General features: G+C 37.5%; 13 protein-coding genes and 2 pseudogenes. All 15 read left to right on the top strand.

From position 1 onward, the window contains the following. Positions 1-4 precede the first annotated feature (4 nt). The 15 genes and pseudogenes from purM (at position 5) to gatB (ending at position 19,321) form a co-directional block, all read left to right on the top strand. A complete protein-coding gene (gene purM, locus QN089_RS12960) occupies positions 5-1,060 on the top strand; it encodes a phosphoribosylformylglycinamidine cyclo-ligase (RefSeq protein WP_068450754.1) in 1,056 nt (351 codons plus the stop codon). Continuing rightward, positions 1,060-1,626 (top strand): phosphoribosylglycinamide formyltransferase, encoded by a 567-nt coding sequence (gene purN / locus QN089_RS12955; protein WP_285215469.1) that lies wholly within the window; start codon positions 1,060-1,062, stop codon positions 1,624-1,626. The genes purM and purN overlap by 1 nt, the downstream gene beginning before the upstream one ends. A gap of 48 nt (positions 1,627-1,674) precedes the next feature. After that, entirely contained in the window at positions 1,675-3,210 is a 1,536-nt protein-coding gene (gene purH / locus QN089_RS12950) for a bifunctional phosphoribosylaminoimidazolecarboxamide formyltransferase/IMP cyclohydrolase (RefSeq protein WP_068450758.1), read from the top strand. 68 nt (positions 3,211-3,278) lie between these two features. Beyond that, positions 3,279-4,544: a phosphoribosylamine--glycine ligase gene (purD, locus tag QN089_RS12945; protein WP_068450760.1), complete on the top strand. Its 1,266-nt coding sequence runs from the start codon at positions 3,279-3,281 to the stop codon at positions 4,542-4,544. Positions 4,545-4,853: 309 nt separating this feature from the next. After that, positions 4,854-6,584, top strand: a complete 1,731-nt coding sequence (locus QN089_RS12940; RefSeq protein ID WP_285215468.1) for an adenine deaminase C-terminal domain-containing protein — start codon at positions 4,854-4,856, stop codon at positions 6,582-6,584. 126 nt (positions 6,585-6,710) lie between these two features. Further along, positions 6,711-7,031, top strand: a complete 321-nt coding sequence (locus tag QN089_RS12935) for a YerC/YecD family TrpR-related protein (protein ID WP_068450765.1) — start codon at positions 6,711-6,713, stop codon at positions 7,029-7,031. A 172-nt stretch (positions 7,032-7,203) separates the two neighbouring features. Next, a complete protein-coding gene (pcrB, locus tag QN089_RS12930; protein WP_068450768.1) occupies positions 7,204-7,893 on the top strand; it encodes a heptaprenylglyceryl phosphate synthase in 690 nt (229 codons plus the stop codon). Between the two features lie 35 nt (positions 7,894-7,928). Further along, positions 7,929-9,770 (top strand): annotated as a pseudogene (pcrA, locus tag QN089_RS12925) (DNA helicase PcrA); the annotation flags it as partial. A 626-nt stretch (positions 9,771-10,396) separates the two neighbouring features. Next, on the top strand, positions 10,397-12,175 hold the full coding sequence (locus QN089_RS12920; protein ID WP_285215467.1) for a reverse transcriptase domain-containing protein: 1,779 nt from the start codon (positions 10,397-10,399) through the stop codon (positions 12,173-12,175). Positions 12,176-12,278: 103 nt separating this feature from the next. Next, positions 12,279-12,716, top strand: a pseudogene (locus tag QN089_RS12915) (ATP-dependent DNA helicase PcrA); the annotation flags it as partial. A 24-nt stretch (positions 12,717-12,740) separates the two neighbouring features. After that, a complete protein-coding gene (ligA, locus tag QN089_RS12910) occupies positions 12,741-14,744 on the top strand; it encodes an NAD-dependent DNA ligase LigA (RefSeq protein WP_285215466.1) in 2,004 nt (667 codons plus the stop codon). A gap of 18 nt (positions 14,745-14,762) precedes the next feature. Continuing rightward, positions 14,763-15,905 carry a CamS family sex pheromone protein gene (locus tag QN089_RS12905; RefSeq protein ID WP_335339056.1) on the top strand — a complete coding sequence of 381 codons (1,143 nt, stop codon included), beginning with the start codon at positions 14,763-14,765 and terminating at the stop codon, positions 15,903-15,905. Between the two features lie 204 nt (positions 15,906-16,109). After that, a complete protein-coding gene (gene gatC, locus QN089_RS12900; protein WP_068450780.1) occupies positions 16,110-16,403 on the top strand; it encodes an Asp-tRNA(Asn)/Glu-tRNA(Gln) amidotransferase subunit GatC in 294 nt (97 codons plus the stop codon). Between the two features lie 55 nt (positions 16,404-16,458). Continuing rightward, positions 16,459-17,889: an Asp-tRNA(Asn)/Glu-tRNA(Gln) amidotransferase subunit GatA gene (gene gatA, locus QN089_RS12895; protein ID WP_422393548.1), complete on the top strand. Its 1,431-nt coding sequence runs from the start codon at positions 16,459-16,461 to the stop codon at positions 17,887-17,889. Position 17,890: 1 nt separating this feature from the next. After that, a complete protein-coding gene (gatB, locus tag QN089_RS12890; protein WP_285215464.1) occupies positions 17,891-19,321 on the top strand; it encodes an Asp-tRNA(Asn)/Glu-tRNA(Gln) amidotransferase subunit GatB in 1,431 nt (476 codons plus the stop codon). Positions 19,322-19,447 lie beyond the last annotated feature (126 nt).

Raw genomic sequence — 19,447 nt, 5'->3', positions numbered from 1 at the left:
GATCTTGTCAAAAGCATATGAACAAGCAGGCGTAAATATTGAAGCAGGTTATGAAGCTGTACAACGTATGAAATCACATGTAGAACGCACAGCAAGAAAAGGCATCATGGGTACATTCGGTGGTTTTGGTGGTATGTTCGATTTATCTGAACTGAATTTAAAAGAACCTGTATTAATTTCAGGTACAGATGGTGTAGGAACAAAATTAAAATTAGCATTTATGGTGGATAAGCACGACACAATCGGAATTGACTGTGTTGCGATGTGTGTAAATGATATTGTCGCACAAGGCGCAGAACCACTTTATTTCTTAGATTATGTAGCAGTAGGTAAAGCAGTACCAGAAAAAATCGAGCAAATCGTTAAAGGTGTAGCAGATGGTTGTGTACAATCAGGGGCTGCATTAATCGGTGGCGAAACAGCAGAGATGCCTGGCCTATATGAAGAAGATGAATATGATTTAGCTGGATTTGCAGTAGGTGCAGCTGAAAAAGCAAATATTGTAACAGGTGAAAAAATCCAAGAAGGTGACGTACTTGTAGGGATTGCTTCAAGTGGTGTTCACTCAAACGGTTACTCACTTGTTCGTAAAATCATGTTTGCAGATGCAGGCTTCACACCAGATACAGTTGTAGCAGGTTACGAGCAACTTGGTCCAATTGGTGAGGCATTATTAACGCCGACAAAATTATATGCAAAACCGGTACTAGATGTATTAAAAGAAGTGGATGTACATGGTATGGCACATATTACAGGCGGTGGTTTCTATGAGAACTTACCACGTATGATGCCAGCAGGTTTAGCAACGGAAGTTGATTTAGGCACTTGGCCAGTTCTACCAATCTTTGATTTACTAGCAGAACAAGGAAAGTTACAACAAAAAGATTTATATAATGTGTTCAACATGGGAATCGGTTTTGTCTTAGCTGTTCCAGCAGCACAAGCTGAAAAAGTCATTGAGTTAGTCGAAAAACATGGTGAGAAAGCTTACACAATTGGTCGTGTGGTTGCTGGTGAAGGTGTGCGATTCAACGGTGAGCATGATGGGAGTTTAGTGTAATGACTAAAAAGTCCATTGCAGTATTTGCTTCAGGTAGTGGTTCGAATTTTCAAGCCATTGCTGAAGCAATTGAACAAGGGGAACTGCAAGCAACGATTCGTTTAGTTGTAACAGATCAACCAGATGCATATGTTATAGAACGTGCAAAAACAAAGGGGATTTCAGTACTAGCAATTCGTCCAAAAGATTTTTCTTCTAAACAAGCTTATGAAGCGGCGATACTAGAAGTATTAGAAGAAAAAGAAGTGGAGTGGCTTGTACTAGCGGGATATATGCGTTTAATTGGTGAAACATTATTAGACGCATACCGTTCACGAATCGTGAATATTCATCCTTCATTATTGCCTTCTTTCCCAGGGAAAGATGCAATTGGACAAGCACTCGATCACGGTGTGAAAGTGACAGGTGTAACGGTTCATTATGTAGATGAAGGAATGGATACAGGCACGATTATTATGCAAAAGGCTGTTGATGTGATTGATGGAGATAGAGAGCGAACAGAAGCGGCAATTCATGCAGTTGAGCATGATGTGTATAAAGCAGCTTTACAAAAATTGTGGCATTAAATCTTTACATATAGGGAATTTCCCGCTTAAATCTGAGGAGGAAAAATTGTGACAAAAAGAGCGTTAATTAGTGTTTCGGATAAATCAGGTGTATTAGAATTTGCAAAAGAACTTGTAGCATTAGGCTACGAAGTATTATCAACAGGCGGTACGAAAAAACATCTTCAAGATAATGGTGTACCTGTGACATCTGTTGATGAAGTAACAAAATTCCCAGAAATCTTAGGTGGACGTGTAAAAACATTAAATCCGATGATTCATGGTGGACTTCTTGCAAAATATGATGACGCTGAACACCAAGCACAAATGAAAGAACATGGTATTGAACCGATTGAGATTGTATGTGTTAACTTATATCCATTTGTTGAAACAATTTCAAAACCAGATGTAACATTCGAAGATGCAATTGAAAACATCGATATTGGCGGTCCAACAATGCTACGCTCAGCTGCAAAAAACCAACAATATGTAACAGTAATTGTTGATGCAAATGACTATGAAGGTGTCTTAGCTGAATTAAAAGATGCAGGTCAAACAACTTTACAAACACGTCGTCGTTTAGCAGCAAAAGTATTCCGTCATACAGCAGCATATGATTCATATATTTCGAATTATTTATCAGCAGAATTAGGCGAAGAATTCCCAGAACAAATGACTTTAACTTATGAATTAAAACAAACATTACGTTATGGTGAGAACCCACATCAAAAAGCTGCGTTCTATCAAAAACGTCTTGCTTCTGATTTCTCTGTTGCTTACGCAGAGCAATTACATGGTAAAGAATTATCATATAACAATATTCAAGATGCAAATGCAGCACTTCAAATCATCAAGGAATTTAAACAACCAGCAGCTGTCGCGGTGAAGCACATGAACCCATGTGGCGTTGGCACAGGTGAAACGATTGCAGAAGCATTCAATAAAGCATACGAAGCAGACGCAACATCCATCTTCGGCGGCATTGTTGCGCTAAATCGTGAAGTTGATGCAAAAACAGCAGAGCAATTAGCTTCTATTTTCTTAGAAATTATTATTGCACCTTCTTTCTCAAAAGAAGCAATTGAACTATTAACAGTGAAGAAGAATATTCGTTTACTAACAATCTCTTTCGATCAACATACACAAGATGCATTTAATACAGTATCTGTAGAAGGTGGTCTATTAGTACAAGAGCCAGATCGTTATGGTTTTGATGAAGCAGATATTCAAGTTGTAACAGATCGTCAACCAACAGAAGAAGAATGGGCGGCTATGCGCTTAGGCTGGTCTGTTGTGAAACACGTGAAGTCGAATGCCATTGTAATTACAGATGAGCAAATGACACTTGGAATTGGCGCGGGTCAAATGAATCGTGTAGGTTCTGCAAAAATCGCTTTAGAACAAGCAGGTGAAAAAGCAGCGGGTGCAGCACTTGCATCTGATGCATTCTTCCCAATGCCAGATACAGTTGAAGCAGCTATTGAAGCAGGCATTACGGCAATCATCCACCCAGGTGGTTCAAAACGTGACCAAGAATCAATTGATGCAGCGAATAAAGCAGGCATCACAATGGTTTTAACAGGCGTTCGTCACTTTAAACATTAATCTAAATTAAATTGGGGCTGTCCTATCATATTGGATAGTCCCTATTTTTAACAGGAGGAATAAGGAGTATGAAAGTTCTTGTAATTGGTAGTGGCGGTCGTGAACACGCGATTGTCAAACAGTTTAAAAAAGCACCATCTGTTGAGCAAGTTTTTGTTGCACCAGGAAATGACGGAATGAAAGAAGATGCAACCATTGTGCCAATCGCACAGTCTTCTTTTGATGAGTTAATTAATTTTGCGATTACAGAAGGAATCGGTTTAACATTTGTTGGACCTGAGCAGCCTTTAACTGAAGGAATTGTCGACGCATTTGAAGAAGCAGGTCTTCGTGCATTCGGTCCTCGTAAAAATGCAGCACAATTAGAAGGTAGTAAATCCTTTGCGAAAGATTTAATGAAGAAATATGAAATTCCAACAGCAGCATATGAAACATTCTCACAAGTAGATGAGGCAGTTGCTTATATTCGCGCACAAGGTGCACCAATTGTGATTAAAGCAGATGGTTTAGCAGCAGGTAAAGGTGTTATTGTTGCGATGACGGAACAAGAAGCCATTGAAGCAGTAGAAGATATGATTGGCAACCAACGTTTTGGTGATTCATCTTCTCGTGTTGTTATTGAGGAATTTTTAGATGGTGAAGAATTCTCGTTCATGTCATTCGTTCATGCAGGACAAATCTATCCAATGGCGATTGCACAAGATCATAAACGAGCATATGACGGCGACAAAGGACCGAATACAGGCGGTATGGGTGCTTATTCACCCGTTCCACAAATTCCGCAGTCAATTGTTGATGAAGCATTTGAGACGATTGTGAAGCCAACTGTTGCAGCAATGGATGCAGAAGGTACACCATTCACAGGTATTTTATATGCAGGATTAATTTTAACGAAGAATGGTCCAAAAGTGATTGAGTTTAATGCACGCTTTGGTGATCCAGAAGCACAAGTCGTATTACAACGTATGGCTTCTGATTTCGGTTTATTTATGGATGCCCTTCTTGCAGGTGTTCCATTTGATTTACAATGGTCGGATGAATCGGTTCTAGGTGTTGTCATTGCTTCAGAAGGTTATCCGCAATCTGTTGAAAATGGACATGCACTGCCGAACTTAACGGAGTTAGCGAAGACACATAATATCTTCCATGCAGGAACAAAAGCAGCAGGAGAAGGTTTTGTCGGAAACGGTGGTCGTGTCTTATTAGTAACATCGACAGGCAGAAACTTAAAAGAAGCACAAGAAAAAGTATATGCAGGATTAGCACAGAAAGATTGGCAACATTTCTTCTTTAGAAAAGATATCGGTTGGCGAACTTTTTCAGCTGTAAAATAAATAATCTAAATAAAGGCAGAGGATGACTTCATCTTCTACCTTTATTTTTTCACTTGTTAAATCTAAAGTGTATAGTTATGTAAATATTTTTATAACTTAAAGGTTAATGATAGCGTTTTCATAGACGAAGTTATAAAATAGAATATGCATAAAATAGAAAATTGATTCGAAATTCAACAAAAGTTTGTACATTCTAAATTAAGCTTGTTCCATGAACGACGAGTGTGATAGCATATTATCACTCATGCGTTGTATTCATTAATCATCATAAATTAATGCAACAGACTTATAGGAGGAGATGTTTGAGTTATGAAGCACATAAATTGGAAAATACATGACATACGCGAACAAGTCGCAGTCATTGATGGAAAGAAATCTCCTTCAATGGTGATTACGAATGCTCGCTATTTGCACAGTATTTATAAAGATTGGGTAGAGGGAAATATTTGGATTTTAGGAGAGCGTATTGTATATGCAGGGCCTAAAATGCCACCGAAGATGGAAGGCACAGAAATCGTGGATGCAGCAGGTAAAACAGTTGTACCGGGTTACATTGAGCCACATGTTCATCCATATCAACTCTATAACCCATTAACATTAGCAGACTATGCAGGACAGACAGGAACAACGACATTCCTTTCAGATAATTTAACATTATTTTTATCATTAAAAAATGAAGAAGCATTTCGTATTATGGATGCTTTAAAAGAACGACCATTCCACTTCTATTGGTGGATGCGTTACGATTCACAAACAGAATTGCTACGAGAACACAATCTCTTTACGTCAGCTTCATTAATGGAATGGGGAGAGCGTCAAGATGTATTGATGGGCGGCGAATTAACAGCTTGGCCACGATTACTAGCAGGAGATGACCAGTTATTGTATTGGCTGCAAGGTACGCGTGCGCATCATAAAAAGATTGAAACACATCTACCAGGTGCTTCTTCACGTACATTAGCTCGTCTAAAATTATTCGGTGCAGATGGTGACCATGAAGCGATGACAGTAGAAGAAGTAGAAGAACGTATTCTACACGGCTATGCGGTAACATTACGTTATTCATCGATTCGTCCAGACCTTCCTGATTTATTAAAGGGAATTGTGGAACGAAAACTGAAAATCTTTGATCATTTAATGATGACAACAGATGGTGCAACACCGAGCTTCTACGAAAAGGGCCTGATGGATCAATGTATCCAAGTAGCACTCGATGCAGGTGTAGAGCCAATTGATGCATATCAAATGGCATCTTACAATATTGCGAACTACTATGATGTGACACATTCACATGGTCTAATTGCGACAGGTCGCTTTGCTACATTGAATATTTTAGAAGATGAATACCACCCAACACCAACAGATGTATTATCAAAAGGTGTATGGTTAAAGCGCTCAAATGAACGTGTTCATACGATGGAAGATATTGATTGGGGAGATTTTAAAGAGTTTTCAATGCCGGTCGAATTAACAGAGGATGACTTCCAATTCTCAATGCCATTTGGAATTGAGATGGTGAATGATGTCATTACGAAGTTGTATAGCACGAACTTGCATACAAATGAAGGTACATTAAGTTACGACCATGATGAATGTTATTTAATGCTTGTTGACCGAGAAGGTAAATGGCGTGTAAATACACTTATTAAAGGGTTTGCTAGCTCATTACAGGGCTTTGCGACTTCATATTCTTGCACGGGCGATATTATTTTAATCGGTAAAGATATTCATGCGATGCACCAAGCTTTCAACGAAATGAAAAAAATGGGTGGCGGAATCGTCTTAATCGATAATCATAAAGTGCTAGCTTCTATTCCACTAACAATGGGTGGATATGTGTCAAAACAACCAGTTGAAGAAATTATCGAACAAGAAAAAGAACTAAAAGAAGCATTAAAGGAACGTGGCTTCCATCATGGCGATGCCATCTATACATTATTATTTTTACAATCAACACACTTACCATATATTCGCGTAACGCAGCGTGGTATTTTCGATGTATTGAAAAAACGCGTACTCTTCCCATCTGTAATGCGCTAAAATACTTTAACGATTTACAGAATAAAAGTGTTAATACTTTTTTCTAATCAATTCTGGTGATAAAATAGAATTGTAAAGAGAACGATGCAATTATAGAATAGAAGTGGAAGGGGGCCCTCGTTTACGATGCAAATTGAAAAAATTAAGGGTCATCAAACAGACCAATTATTTAAAGCTGTATTAGAACTAAAAGATTTAGACGAGTGCTATAAGTTTTTTGATGATTTATGCACAATGAGTGAGATTCAATCACTTGCGCAACGTTTTGAAGTAGCGCACTTATTACGATTGAAAAAAACATATGAAACAATCAAAAACGAAACAGGTGCATCTACAGCAACAATTTCACGCGTACGTCGTTGTTTCGATTACGGAAATGATACGTATGATGAGATGCTTGGACGTTTATATCCAGATGAACAACCATTTGACGCATCTCGTAAATAGGCTTTCAGCTTAAAAAGAACAGAAAATGTTAAAACAACATGAAGATGTGTTTTGACAAGACAAAATGAGAAATCGCAGTTTCGAGCGATTTCTCATTTTTATTGAATCCCTTCATTTTCATGTGAGTTTTAGTATACTAATGATAAGAATAGAGAGAATGGGTGGTAAGAGTATGGAATTTAAAAGTTGGCAACATGTTTTTAAGTTAGATCCTGCGAAAGAAATTTCGGATGAACATTTAGAGAAAATTTGTGAATCAGGTACGGATGGCATCTTAGTAGGTGGTTCAGATGATGTGACAGAGGATGGTGTACTCGATTTACTCGCGCGTGTACGTCGTTATTCAGTACCTGTTATCTTAGAAGTTTCTACGATTGAATCGGTCACACCAGGTTACGATTATTTCTTCATCCCAACGGTATTGAATAGTACAAAAACAGAGTGGGTGAAAGATTTACATCATGAGGCTATTAAAGAGTTTGGTGAGCTGATGAACTGGGATGAACTTGTTGCTGAGGGCTATGTTATTTTGAATCCAGACTGTAAAGCAGCAACCTTAACAACTGCAAAAACAGACTTATCACTCGAAGATGTTGTAGCCTATGCACGTATGGCAGAACATTATTTTAAATTACCAATTCTTTATTTAGAATATAGCGGTATGTATGGCTCAGAAGAAGTAGTAGAAGCTGTATCCCACGAATTAGAACAGACACAACTGTTTTATGGTGGTGGCATTTCGGAGCCAGAACAAGCACAAAAGATGGCGCAATACGCGGATACAGTTGTGGTTGGGAATATTATTTATACAGATTTAAAAAAGGCTTTAAAAACTGTTAAAGCAGTAAAAGGTACGATATAATTTAAGAACAAATGTTTGTAGAAGGATGGTGCATGATGAATCAACTAACAAAAAATTTATTAAAAGGTATGAATGAACAACAAGCTGAAGCTGTTCAAGCTACAGAAGGACCTTTACTAATCATGGCGGGAGCAGGTTCTGGGAAGACGCGTGTATTAACACATCGTATTGCCTACTTGGTAATTGAAAAGATGATTAAACCGTCAAATATTTTAGCTATCACATTTACGAATAAGGCAGCACGTGAAATGCGCGAACGAATTGATGGTATTTTAGGTAACGGTACAGGCGATCGCATGTGGGTTTCGACATTCCACTCAATGTGTGTACGTATTTTACGTCGTGATATCGACCGAATTGGTTATAATAAAAACTTTTCGATTTTAGATACAACAGATCAACTTTCTGTTATTAAAAACGCATTAAAAGAATTGAATATGGATCCGAAACAACATGAGCCACGTTCACTTTTAAATGCGATTAGCTCAGCAAAGAATGAAGGCATTACATCAAGTGATTTTTCACAACAAGCTGACGCAAATAATCCATACGACCAAGCTGTAGCGAAAGTATATGAGAACTATCAACATCGTCTACGCAAAAATCAATCACTGGATTTTGATGATTTAATTATGATGACCATTCGATTATTTAAAGAAGTACCAGATGTACTTGAGTATTATCAACAACGCTTCCAATATATCCACGTAGACGAATATCAAGATACGAACCATACACAATATACGTTGGTTAAGTTATTAGCAAGACAGCATGAAAATATTTGTGTGGTAGGGGACTCAGACCAATCGATTTATCGTTGGCGCGGAGCTGATATTCAAAATATCCTATCATTCGAAAAAGACTACCCAACTGCTAGAACAATTATGTTAGAACAAAATTATCGTTCAACTAAAACGATTTTAAAAGCAGCAAATGATGTGATTCAAAATAATACAAGCCGCATAAAAAAAGAGTTACGAACTGATAATGAAGAGGGTGAAAAAATTGCGGTGTTCCGCGCATATGATGAAAAAGCAGAAGCGCAGTTCGTTGTCAAAACGATTCAAGAGCAAATGCTTATGAATAATCGTAAGCCAGAAGATTTTGCGATTCTTTATCGTACGAATGCACAATCACGTGTTATGGAAGAAATGCTTGTAAAATCGAATATGAGCTATACGATTGTTGGCGGTACAAAATTCTATGATCGTAAAGAGATTAAAGATTTACTAGCTTATTTACGTCTTATTGCAAATAATGATGATGACTTATCATTAGCGCGTATTATTAATGAGCCAAAGCGTGGTATTGGTGCGACATCATTTGACCGTATTGCAGTGAATGCATTAGAAGCGGACCGTTCGATTTTCGATGCACTAGCAGAAGTCGACTTTATGGGACTATCAGGGAAGGCGACAAATGCTGCGATTCACTTCCACTCAATGATTCAAAATCTAACGCAAATGCAAGAATATATGTCTGTCACAGAATTAGTTGAAGAAATTTTAGAGCGCTCGGGTTATCGCGAGATGTTAAAGAATGATAAGACGATTGAAGCACAAAGCCGTTTAGAGAACATCAGTGAATTTTTATCGGTAACACAAGCATTTGAACAACAAAGTGAAGATAAATCACTAGTTGCATTCCTAACAGACCTTGCATTAATTGCAGATATTGATTCACTTGGTAAGGAAGAAGAACAACAAGGAACAGGTGTCATCTTAATGACGATGCACTCAGCTAAAGGTCTAGAGTTCCCAGTAGTTTTCATTATCGGTATGGAAGAGAATGTCTTCCCACACTCACGTTCATTACAAGATGACGATGAGATGGAAGAGGAAAGACGCTTGGCTTATGGTATGAAACGTTTGTCAGAAATCGCGTAAATCGTGAAGGATTGGCAGGGTTAGTAAAAATTTTACTAGCAACAACTGATATTATGACACCACGGCGGAGAACCCAAATAATCTCCGTGACTAGATGGAAGCTAATACTCCCACATGCAATACTGGTAACAGATTGTGTGAAGTTGGGTGAAGACGCATTAAGTAGCCCTAACAGGTCAAGCTGAGGAAAGGTTAAACATACTGTGAACATGGTGCGGGCTGGGAACTGTATATGGTTAGGATTTAGATAGCTAATGACGAACCACTGAATGTACGTCTCGTAGAGCGGGCGATAGAAATATTGTCTAATTAACTATATTCCAAAAGGTTTATCGTATGGGATTCTGATGGATAGAACTAACGGGTTGTTCTACTGGAAAGATATAGTCGGGATAAAGGTGGAACCTAAGTACAGTTATACACCTAATAATATCGGAACGTTTGAGACCCCTAACGTTTAGTAATTGCTTGGGGATTGCAAATTGCATGAAAGAGCATGAATAGGGGAGTCAGTAGGGGCATAGTACTGCAGAAGCTTCTGTAATGGAAGTGGAGGGAAGGCCCCAAGTCTAACATCAATAGTAATCGCTATCCCATGTGGAAAGAAGGCGATGAATATGAAGGTCAAAGACAAGGATATTTGGCGATATGGTATTAATGATGTCGAACAAATATTATTTGATAAAGCATTAACTAAAACACGATTTAACCACTTGTGGCAATATGTCATTGATGAAAGAAATATTATTTGTTCAATTAAAATTATAGGTAGTAATAAAGGCAAGAAAACAGCAGGTCCAGATGGTATAACCTTTAATGACATGATGAAATTAGATATTGAAGATGTTATAAAGGAAATCAAAAATCGATTATTTGGTTCAAAACGAGGTAAAGCAAGGCATGTAATGATACCGAAAAGCAATGGAAAAATGCGATCTTTAGGCATAACCAATTTATATGATAGGATTGCACAACAATGTGTTAAAAATATCCTTGAACCTATTCTTGAAGCACAATTTAATCCTGAAAGTTTTGGATTTAGGAAAAATCGTAATGCTCAAGAGTGTATGTCCTATATCGCAACTACTTTACAATATAATAATGAAGGTCATATATACGATTGCGACTTGAAAGAATACTTTGATACTGTAAAAATTGATAAAGTACTTGATAAGTTAAAGTTAAACCACAATATACATGACTTAGCATTTCTAAAATGTATAAAGCGATTAATGTGGATTGACCTGATACAACCAAAAGAAAAATATAATGGAGTTGGATTAAGACAAGGAACAATTTTAGGACCAATACTCGCCAACGTTATGTTTCATGATTTTGAGCTTCGCCTTCATAAAATAAATGATTTTGAGCGAGAAAATGGTCGTCAAATTATCCAAAACCCCAATATTCATAAAAACCATGGTAAAAATTACAAACGTGGACGTGAATTTTACTTTAATTGGTTGAAACATCGTAGAGTAGTAAAAATTATTCGATACGCAGATGACTTTGTATTAATTAGCAAAGGGAAATATGATATATACGATGCAATAATGATGCTAGAAGATTGGTGTAAAGAAAACGAATTAGAAATAAATCGTGATAAAACAAAGTTAATACCAATTCATGGTGATGCACAACTGAAGTTCTTAGGATATAAATATCGAAAAACATACAGTACCAAACAAAATTCATTTATCATTTCGGTAAAAGACCAAAAGAAACTTTGGAGAGAAACTAAACTTAGGCTTGAATGGTGTTTATGGAAAGGCAATTTGGATTACTTCATCGTATATATAAGAGGAATATTTAATTATTACAATATCTGTACGAATTTAACATGGCTAATAAGTAGAATATATTTATTGCTTATAAAAAAGATGTGTAGAAGTCGACAAAAAGTACAAATTGATAAAGTTCGAAATCCTCATGTTAGCTTTATCATAAATGGACAACTACTTAATCTGTGGGAAATGAGACAACATAGTGTGAAAAGTACAGCAGATTATATGTATGAAGTACACAAACTATGGGAACCGAATCAAACGAGATATAAGGCACTTGAATGGTTGGACTATTTCTTTGAAAATCGAACAAAAACAGGGAAAAATAGTAGTAACATTATTTATATCCCAAGTCTCTTGAATCAACAAAAGAAAGATCCGATTTTAGATAAAGAATATCTATATATGGATCCACAAGAAATTCATATACATCATAAAATACCGTTAAGTCTAGGTGGTACGGATAATTATAGTAATCTCATAATGTTGAGTAAAACATCGCATAAATTCGTACATGATGTGAATTTGAAGTTAAAAGATTTACCTGCCTATATTAATTTAAAACAATTGAACAAATATAGAAAATTATGTGGTTATGAAGTATTAAAATAATGCGAATTTGACTATTGATAATTAGATGGAGCGCCGTGTGCGGGGAAACTCGCAAGCACGGTGTGGGGTGGGGGAAAACCTGGAGATCATATCAAAGGGTTACCTATCACCATTTGGCATTACAAGAGCGGAGCAGCAGTTAATTATTACATGTGCGCAAACACGTACTTTATTCGGACGTAGTAGCTTTAATAGTCCATCTCGCTTTATTCAAGAGATTGATTCTGCAATTTTAGAAGAAATTGCTTCTACAAGTTTCGGTTATCAAGCAACTTCAAGAGAGCCACGTCGTCAGTCATCTGGCTATCGCAAGCCAATGAATACAGGAACAAAATTAAAAACAACAACGAATTATAAAGAATCTGGTGGCGATAAAGTAACATGGGCTGCTGGAGATAAGGCGTCACACAAAAAATGGGGTATTGGTACAGTAGTAAGTGTTAAAGGTGAGGGTGAAGGAATGGAACTCGATATTGCTTTCCCAAGTCCAACAGGCATCAAGCGTTTACTTGCGAAATTTGCACCAATTGAAAAAGTATAGTCTGAAATAGATGGAGGAAAAAGAATGGACAGAAAAGAACTGGAACAGAAAGTCGCAGAATATAATCGGTTATTACATGAATACGGACATGCCTATTATGTATTAGACCAACCGACTGTACCTGATCATGTATATGATAAGATGCTACATGAATTACTTGCGATTGAACAAGAATATCCGGATTTGATTTATCCAGATTCTCCAACCCAACGTGTCGGTGGCGAGATTTTAAAAGGATTTAATAAAGTAGAACATCGTTATCCGATGCTTAGTCTAGGGAATGCGTTCAGTGAAGCCGATTTAAAAAGCTTTGATGAGCGTGTTCGCCAATCGATTGGCGATAATTTCTCTTATGTATGTGAATTAAAAATAGATGGTTTAGCCATCTCGCTAATGTATGACAATGGTCTATTTGTTCGTGGTGCAACACGTGGAAATGGTTTTGTAGGTGAAGATATTACAGAGAATTTAAAAACAGTGCATTCAATTCCTCTTCGCTTAAAAGAACCTGTGACGATTGAAGTGCGCGGCGAATGTTATATGCCGAAGAAGTCATTCACAAATTTAAATAAAGTACGTGCTGAACAGGGGGAAGAACTGTTCGCGAACCCACGTAATGCAGCTGCGGGTTCTTTACGCCAGCTTGACCCGAAAATTGCAGCAAAGCGTAATCTTTCAACATTCATCTATGCTATTGGCGGTAGTGGTGAAGATTATGGTCTCGCAAGTCACAGTGATGCACTAGATTATTTAGATCAACTTGGCTTCACTACGAACCACGAACGTAAAAAATGCCAAACAATTGAAGAAGTATTTGCATACATTCAAGAATGGACAGAAAAAAGACCAAACTTAATTTATGAAATTGATGGGATTGTAGTAAAGGTAGACCGCTATGACCAGCAACAAGAGCTTGGGAATACAGTGAAAGCACCGCGTTGGTCAATCGCTTACAAATTCCCCGCTGAAGAAGTCATGACGAAAGTTTTGGATATTGACTTAACAGTTGGACGTACAGGTGTTGTTACACCAACTGCGATTTTAGAACCTGTTCAAGTAGCAGGAACAACTGTCCAGCGTGCAACGCTACATAATGAAAACATCATTCGCGAAAAAGATATTCGTATTGGTGATGCGGTCATTATTCGTAAAGCTGGTGATATTATTCCAGAAGTAAAACAAGTATTATTCGACCAACGACCTGAAGGACTAGAGCCTTTTACAATGCCGACGCACTGCCCAGCTTGTGGCAGTGAATTAGTACGTATTGATGATGAAGTTGCGCTCCGTTGTGTAAATCCAAGTTGTTTTGCACAAGTCGCAGAGGGATTATCGCACTTCGTTTCACGTAACGCGATGAATATTGAGGGTATCGGTGAACGTGTAGTTAGTCAGCTACTACGCGAAGGACTTGTGAAAGATGTTTCAGACTTATATACATTAAATAAAGAAGAATTAATTGCCCTTGAACGAATGGGTGAAAAATCTGCACAAAATTTATTGGATGCAATTGAAGCTTCTAAGAAAAATTCACTGGAACGATTGTTATTTGGTTTAGGAATTCGTCACGTAGGTGCAAAAGCAGCACGCCTATTAGCCGAGGAATTTGAATCAATTGATGCATTAATGGATGCGACAGTGGAGCAGTTGACAGAAGTATTTGAGATTGGCGATAAAATGGCTGATTCCATTGTCATGTATTTTGAAAAAGAAGAAGTTCGTGAATTAATCGAACGTTTACGCCAATTAGGCGTCAATGTATATTATACTGGTAAGAAAATCAATACCGAAGAAATTGATAGTGTATTTAATGGAAAGACGATTGTATTAACAGGTAAGCTTTCACAATTAAATCGCTCAGAAGCGCAAAAGAAAATTGAAGAGCTTGGCGGCAAAGTGACAGGGAGTGTGAGTAAGAAAACAGATCTTGTCATTGCAGGTGAAGATGCGGGCTCTAAATTAACAAAAGCTGAACAACTCGGAATTGAAGTGTGGAATGAGGAACGTCTCATAGAAGAATTATCTTAAATGAAGGAGTTTTAGGAAATGATGAAAAAACGCCGCTTAATTCCTGCGATACTAGCTGCTGCTTTATTAGCTGGATGTACAAGTCCTCTTTCAAAAGAAGAGAAGAAAGTTGTAACGCAAGACAAAGATGATAGTCAATCAACGATTGTGCCGAATACGGTCACAGAAGGTAAATATTATCGTACATTATTACCTTATAAAGAAAGTGCAAGTCGTGGTCTCATTGTATCGAATATCTATTCAAACTATGATATTCAAGAAGCAGAACAAGGATTAACACGTATCTCGCGTAATGTATATGACCCAGACGAATACTTCTTCCAAGAAGGACAATATTTAGATAAAGAAACCGTACAATCGTGGTTGGCGCGTAGAAATCAATCAGCTGAAGGTCTAAATCCAAGCGATAAAGGTATGAGTCCAACAGAGCGTGCAAAAAAAGCTCCTGTTTACTTAGCACACATTATCGAACAAGATTATTTAAAACAATCGGGTTCGAATAAAGTGAAATTAGCAGGTATTTCAATTGGTTTAGCGTTAAATTCAGTTTACTACTATCAAAAGGAAGATTATGGCGCAACGTATGATGAGCCGATTCCAGATGCTACATTAAATGCAGAAGGCAAAAAAATTGCTGAAAAAGTTGTAAAGCGTCTACGTGGTATGGATGGTTTAGCGAATGTACCAATTACGATTGGACTGTATAAACAATCTGCACGCGGAGATATTGTACCAGGAACGTACATTGCCTATGCAGAAGTAGGCGAAGGTAAGTCAACAATTAGCGATTGGAAAAATGTTAGCGAAAAGTATTTACAGTTCCCAATGTCAAACCCTGAAGATAAGTACCGTGAAGTAAATGACAACTTCATCGCATTCAAAGAGAAAATTGATTCGTATTTTACAAACTCAGCGAATATCATTGGTACAGGTTACTATACACAAGATCGTATGCAGAGTTTAAAAATCAAAATTCCAATTAAGTTTTATGGTTCTTCAGAAATTACAGGTTTTACACAATATGCAGCTTCTGAAGTCGTGAAACAATTCCCGAAAGATTTAAAAGTAGAAGTAAGTATTACGTCTGTAAATGGACCAGAGGCATTGATTGTGAAAAAGAGTGGCGAATCCGAAACGTTTGTCCATCTTTATAACGAATAAAAAAACGTAAGTGATGTGACATCCATCACTTACGTTTTTTCATGTACTAAAACCGATGTTAAGCTGTGAACAAACTCAAAACTTTTAGAAAACCCTTTATTTTCAAGATGTTACGAGCGCTTTACTATATAAAAGTACCTTGCTTACTGTATGAAAGAAATGATATTATCATAGGTATGGTTATCGAATTTGGAGGTGTAATAAATGGCAAAACTTTCAGTAGAAGAAGTGAAACACGTAGCAAAATTGGCTCGTCTTGCAATCACTGAGGAAGAAGCGGAAAAATTCGCAAGTCAACTCGCTGCAATTACTGATTTTGCGGCACAATTGAACGAATTAGATACAACGAATGTAGAACCAACAACGCATGTTCTACCGCTTGTAAACGTACTTCGTGAAGATGTGGCAGCAGAAGGTTTATCACGTGATCTGATGATGAAAAACGTCAAGGAACAACAAGATGGACTAGTTAAAGTACCACCAATTATGTCTGAATAAATTAATTGAAGGAGGAACAATACGGATGTCATTGTTTAAACATACATCTGCTGAGATGCAAGAACTTCTAAAAAACAAAGAAGTAACAATTGCAGAATTAACAGCAGAAGCATTTGCTCGTATCGATGCACTTGATGGCGAAGTAGGTGCATTTTTAGCACTAAACAAAGAAGCAGCTACTGCACAAGCAGCTGAGATGGACAAAGTACCTTTCGAAGAACGTGGACCACTATTTGGTTTACCAATCGGTGTAAAGGACAATATTGTAACTGAAGGACTTGAAACAACTTGTGCTTCAAAAATTTTAGAAGGATTCAACCCAATTTATGATGCAACAGTCGTACAAAAATTACGTGATGCAGGCATGATTACGGTTGGTAAAGTTAACATGGATGAATTTGCGATGGGTTCTGCAAACGAAAACTCAAGCATCAAACCTGTTCACAATCCTTGGAATTTCAATCATGTACCTGGTGGTTCTTCAGGTGGTTCAGCAGCAGCAGTAGCAGCAGGCGAAGTACCATTCACATTAGGTTCTGATACAGGTGGTTCAATCCGTCAACCAGCAGCATATTGTGGTGTAGTAGGTATGAAACCTACATATGGTCGCGTATCTCGTTACGGTTTAGTAGCGTTTGCATCTTCTTTAGATCAAATTGGACCAATTACACGTAACGTACGTGATAACGCATTATTATTAGAAGCGATTTCAGGCGTTGATGCAAATGACTCAACTTCTGCAAACGTAGAAGTACCTGATTTCGCTGCACAATTAACAGGCGATATTAAAGGTCTTAAAGTAGCTGTACCAAAAGAATATTTAGGTGAAGGTGTTTCTGCTGGTGTGAAAGCACAAGTACAAGCAGCGATCGACAAGTTAAAAGAACTTGGCGCTACTGTAGATGAAGTATCACTTCCACATTCTAAATATGCTTTAGCAGCTTACTATATCCTTTCTTCTTCTGAAGCTTCATCTAACTTATCTCGTTTTGACGGTATCCGTTACGGTTTCCGTGCAGAAGCAGATAACTTAGAAGATTTATACTTACAAACACGTGCGCAAGGTTTTGGTGATGAAGTAAAACGCCGTATTATGTTAGGAACTTACTCATTATCAGCTGGTACGTATGATGCTTATTATAAAAAAGCACAACAAGTTCGTACATTAATCAAACAAGACTTTGATGAAGTATTCAAATCGTATGATGTTATTGTTGGACCTACAACACCAACAACTGCATTCAAACTAGGCGAAAATATCGAAGATCCAATGACAGTTTATGCGAACGATATTTTAACGGTTCCAATTAACTTAGCAGGTGTTCCAGCTATCTCAATTCCATGTGGTTTTGACGGTGACCTTCCTGTTGGTTTACAAATCATTGGTAACTATTTCGAAGAAGGAACTGTTTACCGTGTTGCAGATGCATTCGAACGCGTAACAGACTTCCATACAAAAACACCTCAAACTTGGGAGGTAAAATAACATGACAAATTTTGAAACAGTTGTCGGTTTAGAAGTACATGTTGAGTTAAAAACTAACTCAAAAATTTTCTCACCATCTCCAAACCAATTTGGTTCTGAACCAAATACAAATACATCAGTAATCGACTTAGGATATCCTGGCGTATTACCTGTTGTGAATAAAGAAGTTGTGAACTATGCGATGCGTGTAGCTCTTGCGCTAAACATGGATATTAACCAACATACAAAGTTCGACCGTAAAAACTACTTCTACCCTGATAATCCAAAAGCATATCAAATTTCACAATTTGATAAACCAATTGGTGAAAACGGTTGGATTGAAATCGAAGTAAATGGCGAAAAGAAACGTATCGGTATTACACGTATTCATATGGAAGAAGATGCCGGTAAATTAACACATGGTGCGAACGCTTCATTAGTGGATTATAACCGTCAAGGAACTCCACTTGTTGAAATCGTTTCTGAGCCAGATATTCGTACACCAGAGGAAGCATATGCGTACCTTGAAAAACTAAAAGCGATTATCCAATATACAGGCGTTTCAGACGTTCGTATGGAAGAGGGTTCTCTACGTTGTGATGCCAACATCTCAATCCGTCCTTACGGTCAAGATGAATTTGGTACACGTACAGAACTTAAAAACTTAAACTCATTCAACTTCGTTCGTAAAGGGATTGAGTATGAAGCACAACGCCAAGAAGCTGTACTAAAAGCAGGCGGCGAAATTAAGCAAGAAACACGTCGTTTCGACGAGAAAACAAGTAAAACTGTATTAATGCGTGTAAAAGAAGGTACGGATGATTACCGTTACTTCCCAGAGCCTGACTTAGTAGATATCGTAATTGACGACGCATGGTTAGAGCGCGAAAAAGCGATGATCCCAGAATTACCTGACGCTCGTAAAGAACGTTATGTAGCAGAGATGGGCATCCCCGCTTATGACGCACACGTATTAACTTTATCAAAAGAAACAGCGGATTTCTTTGAAGCGACTGTTGCAGCTGGTGCAGATGCAAAATTAGCATCAAACTGGTTAATGGGCGAAGTAAATGCTTACTTAAACGCAGAGCAAAAAGAATTAGCTGATACAGCTTTAACGCCAGAAGGTCTTGCAGGTATGATTAAATTAATCTCTGCAGATACTATTTCTTCTAAGATTGCGAAGAAAGTTTTCAAAGAGCTTGTTGAAAACGGTGGTAACGCAGAAGAAATCGTTAAGGCAAAAGGTTTAGTACAAATCTCTGATGAAGGTGCTTTATTAGCCATGGTGACAGAAGTCCTAGATAATAATGCACAATCAATTGAAGATTTTAAAAATGGTAAAGATCGTGCGATTGGCTTCCTAGTAGGTCAAATTATGAAAGCATCACGCGGTCAAGCTAACCCTCAAATGGTAAATAAATTACTAATTGAAGAAATTAACAAACGTTAAGTAAGTTGAAAAAGTCGTTCATGGTTCGTTTGATACCACTGAACGTCTTTTTTATTTTTTTAAGAAGTATTTATCTTAAATGGGGTAATAAAGTATGGAAAAGATTTGTGACTATTTTCCACTATC

It is taken from the genome of Kurthia sp. YJT4 (assembly GCF_030219945.1).
Lineage (GTDB): Bacteria > Bacillota > Bacilli > Bacillales_A > Planococcaceae > Kurthia > Kurthia gibsonii.
This window is presented reverse-complemented; position numbering and strand designations above follow the sequence as displayed.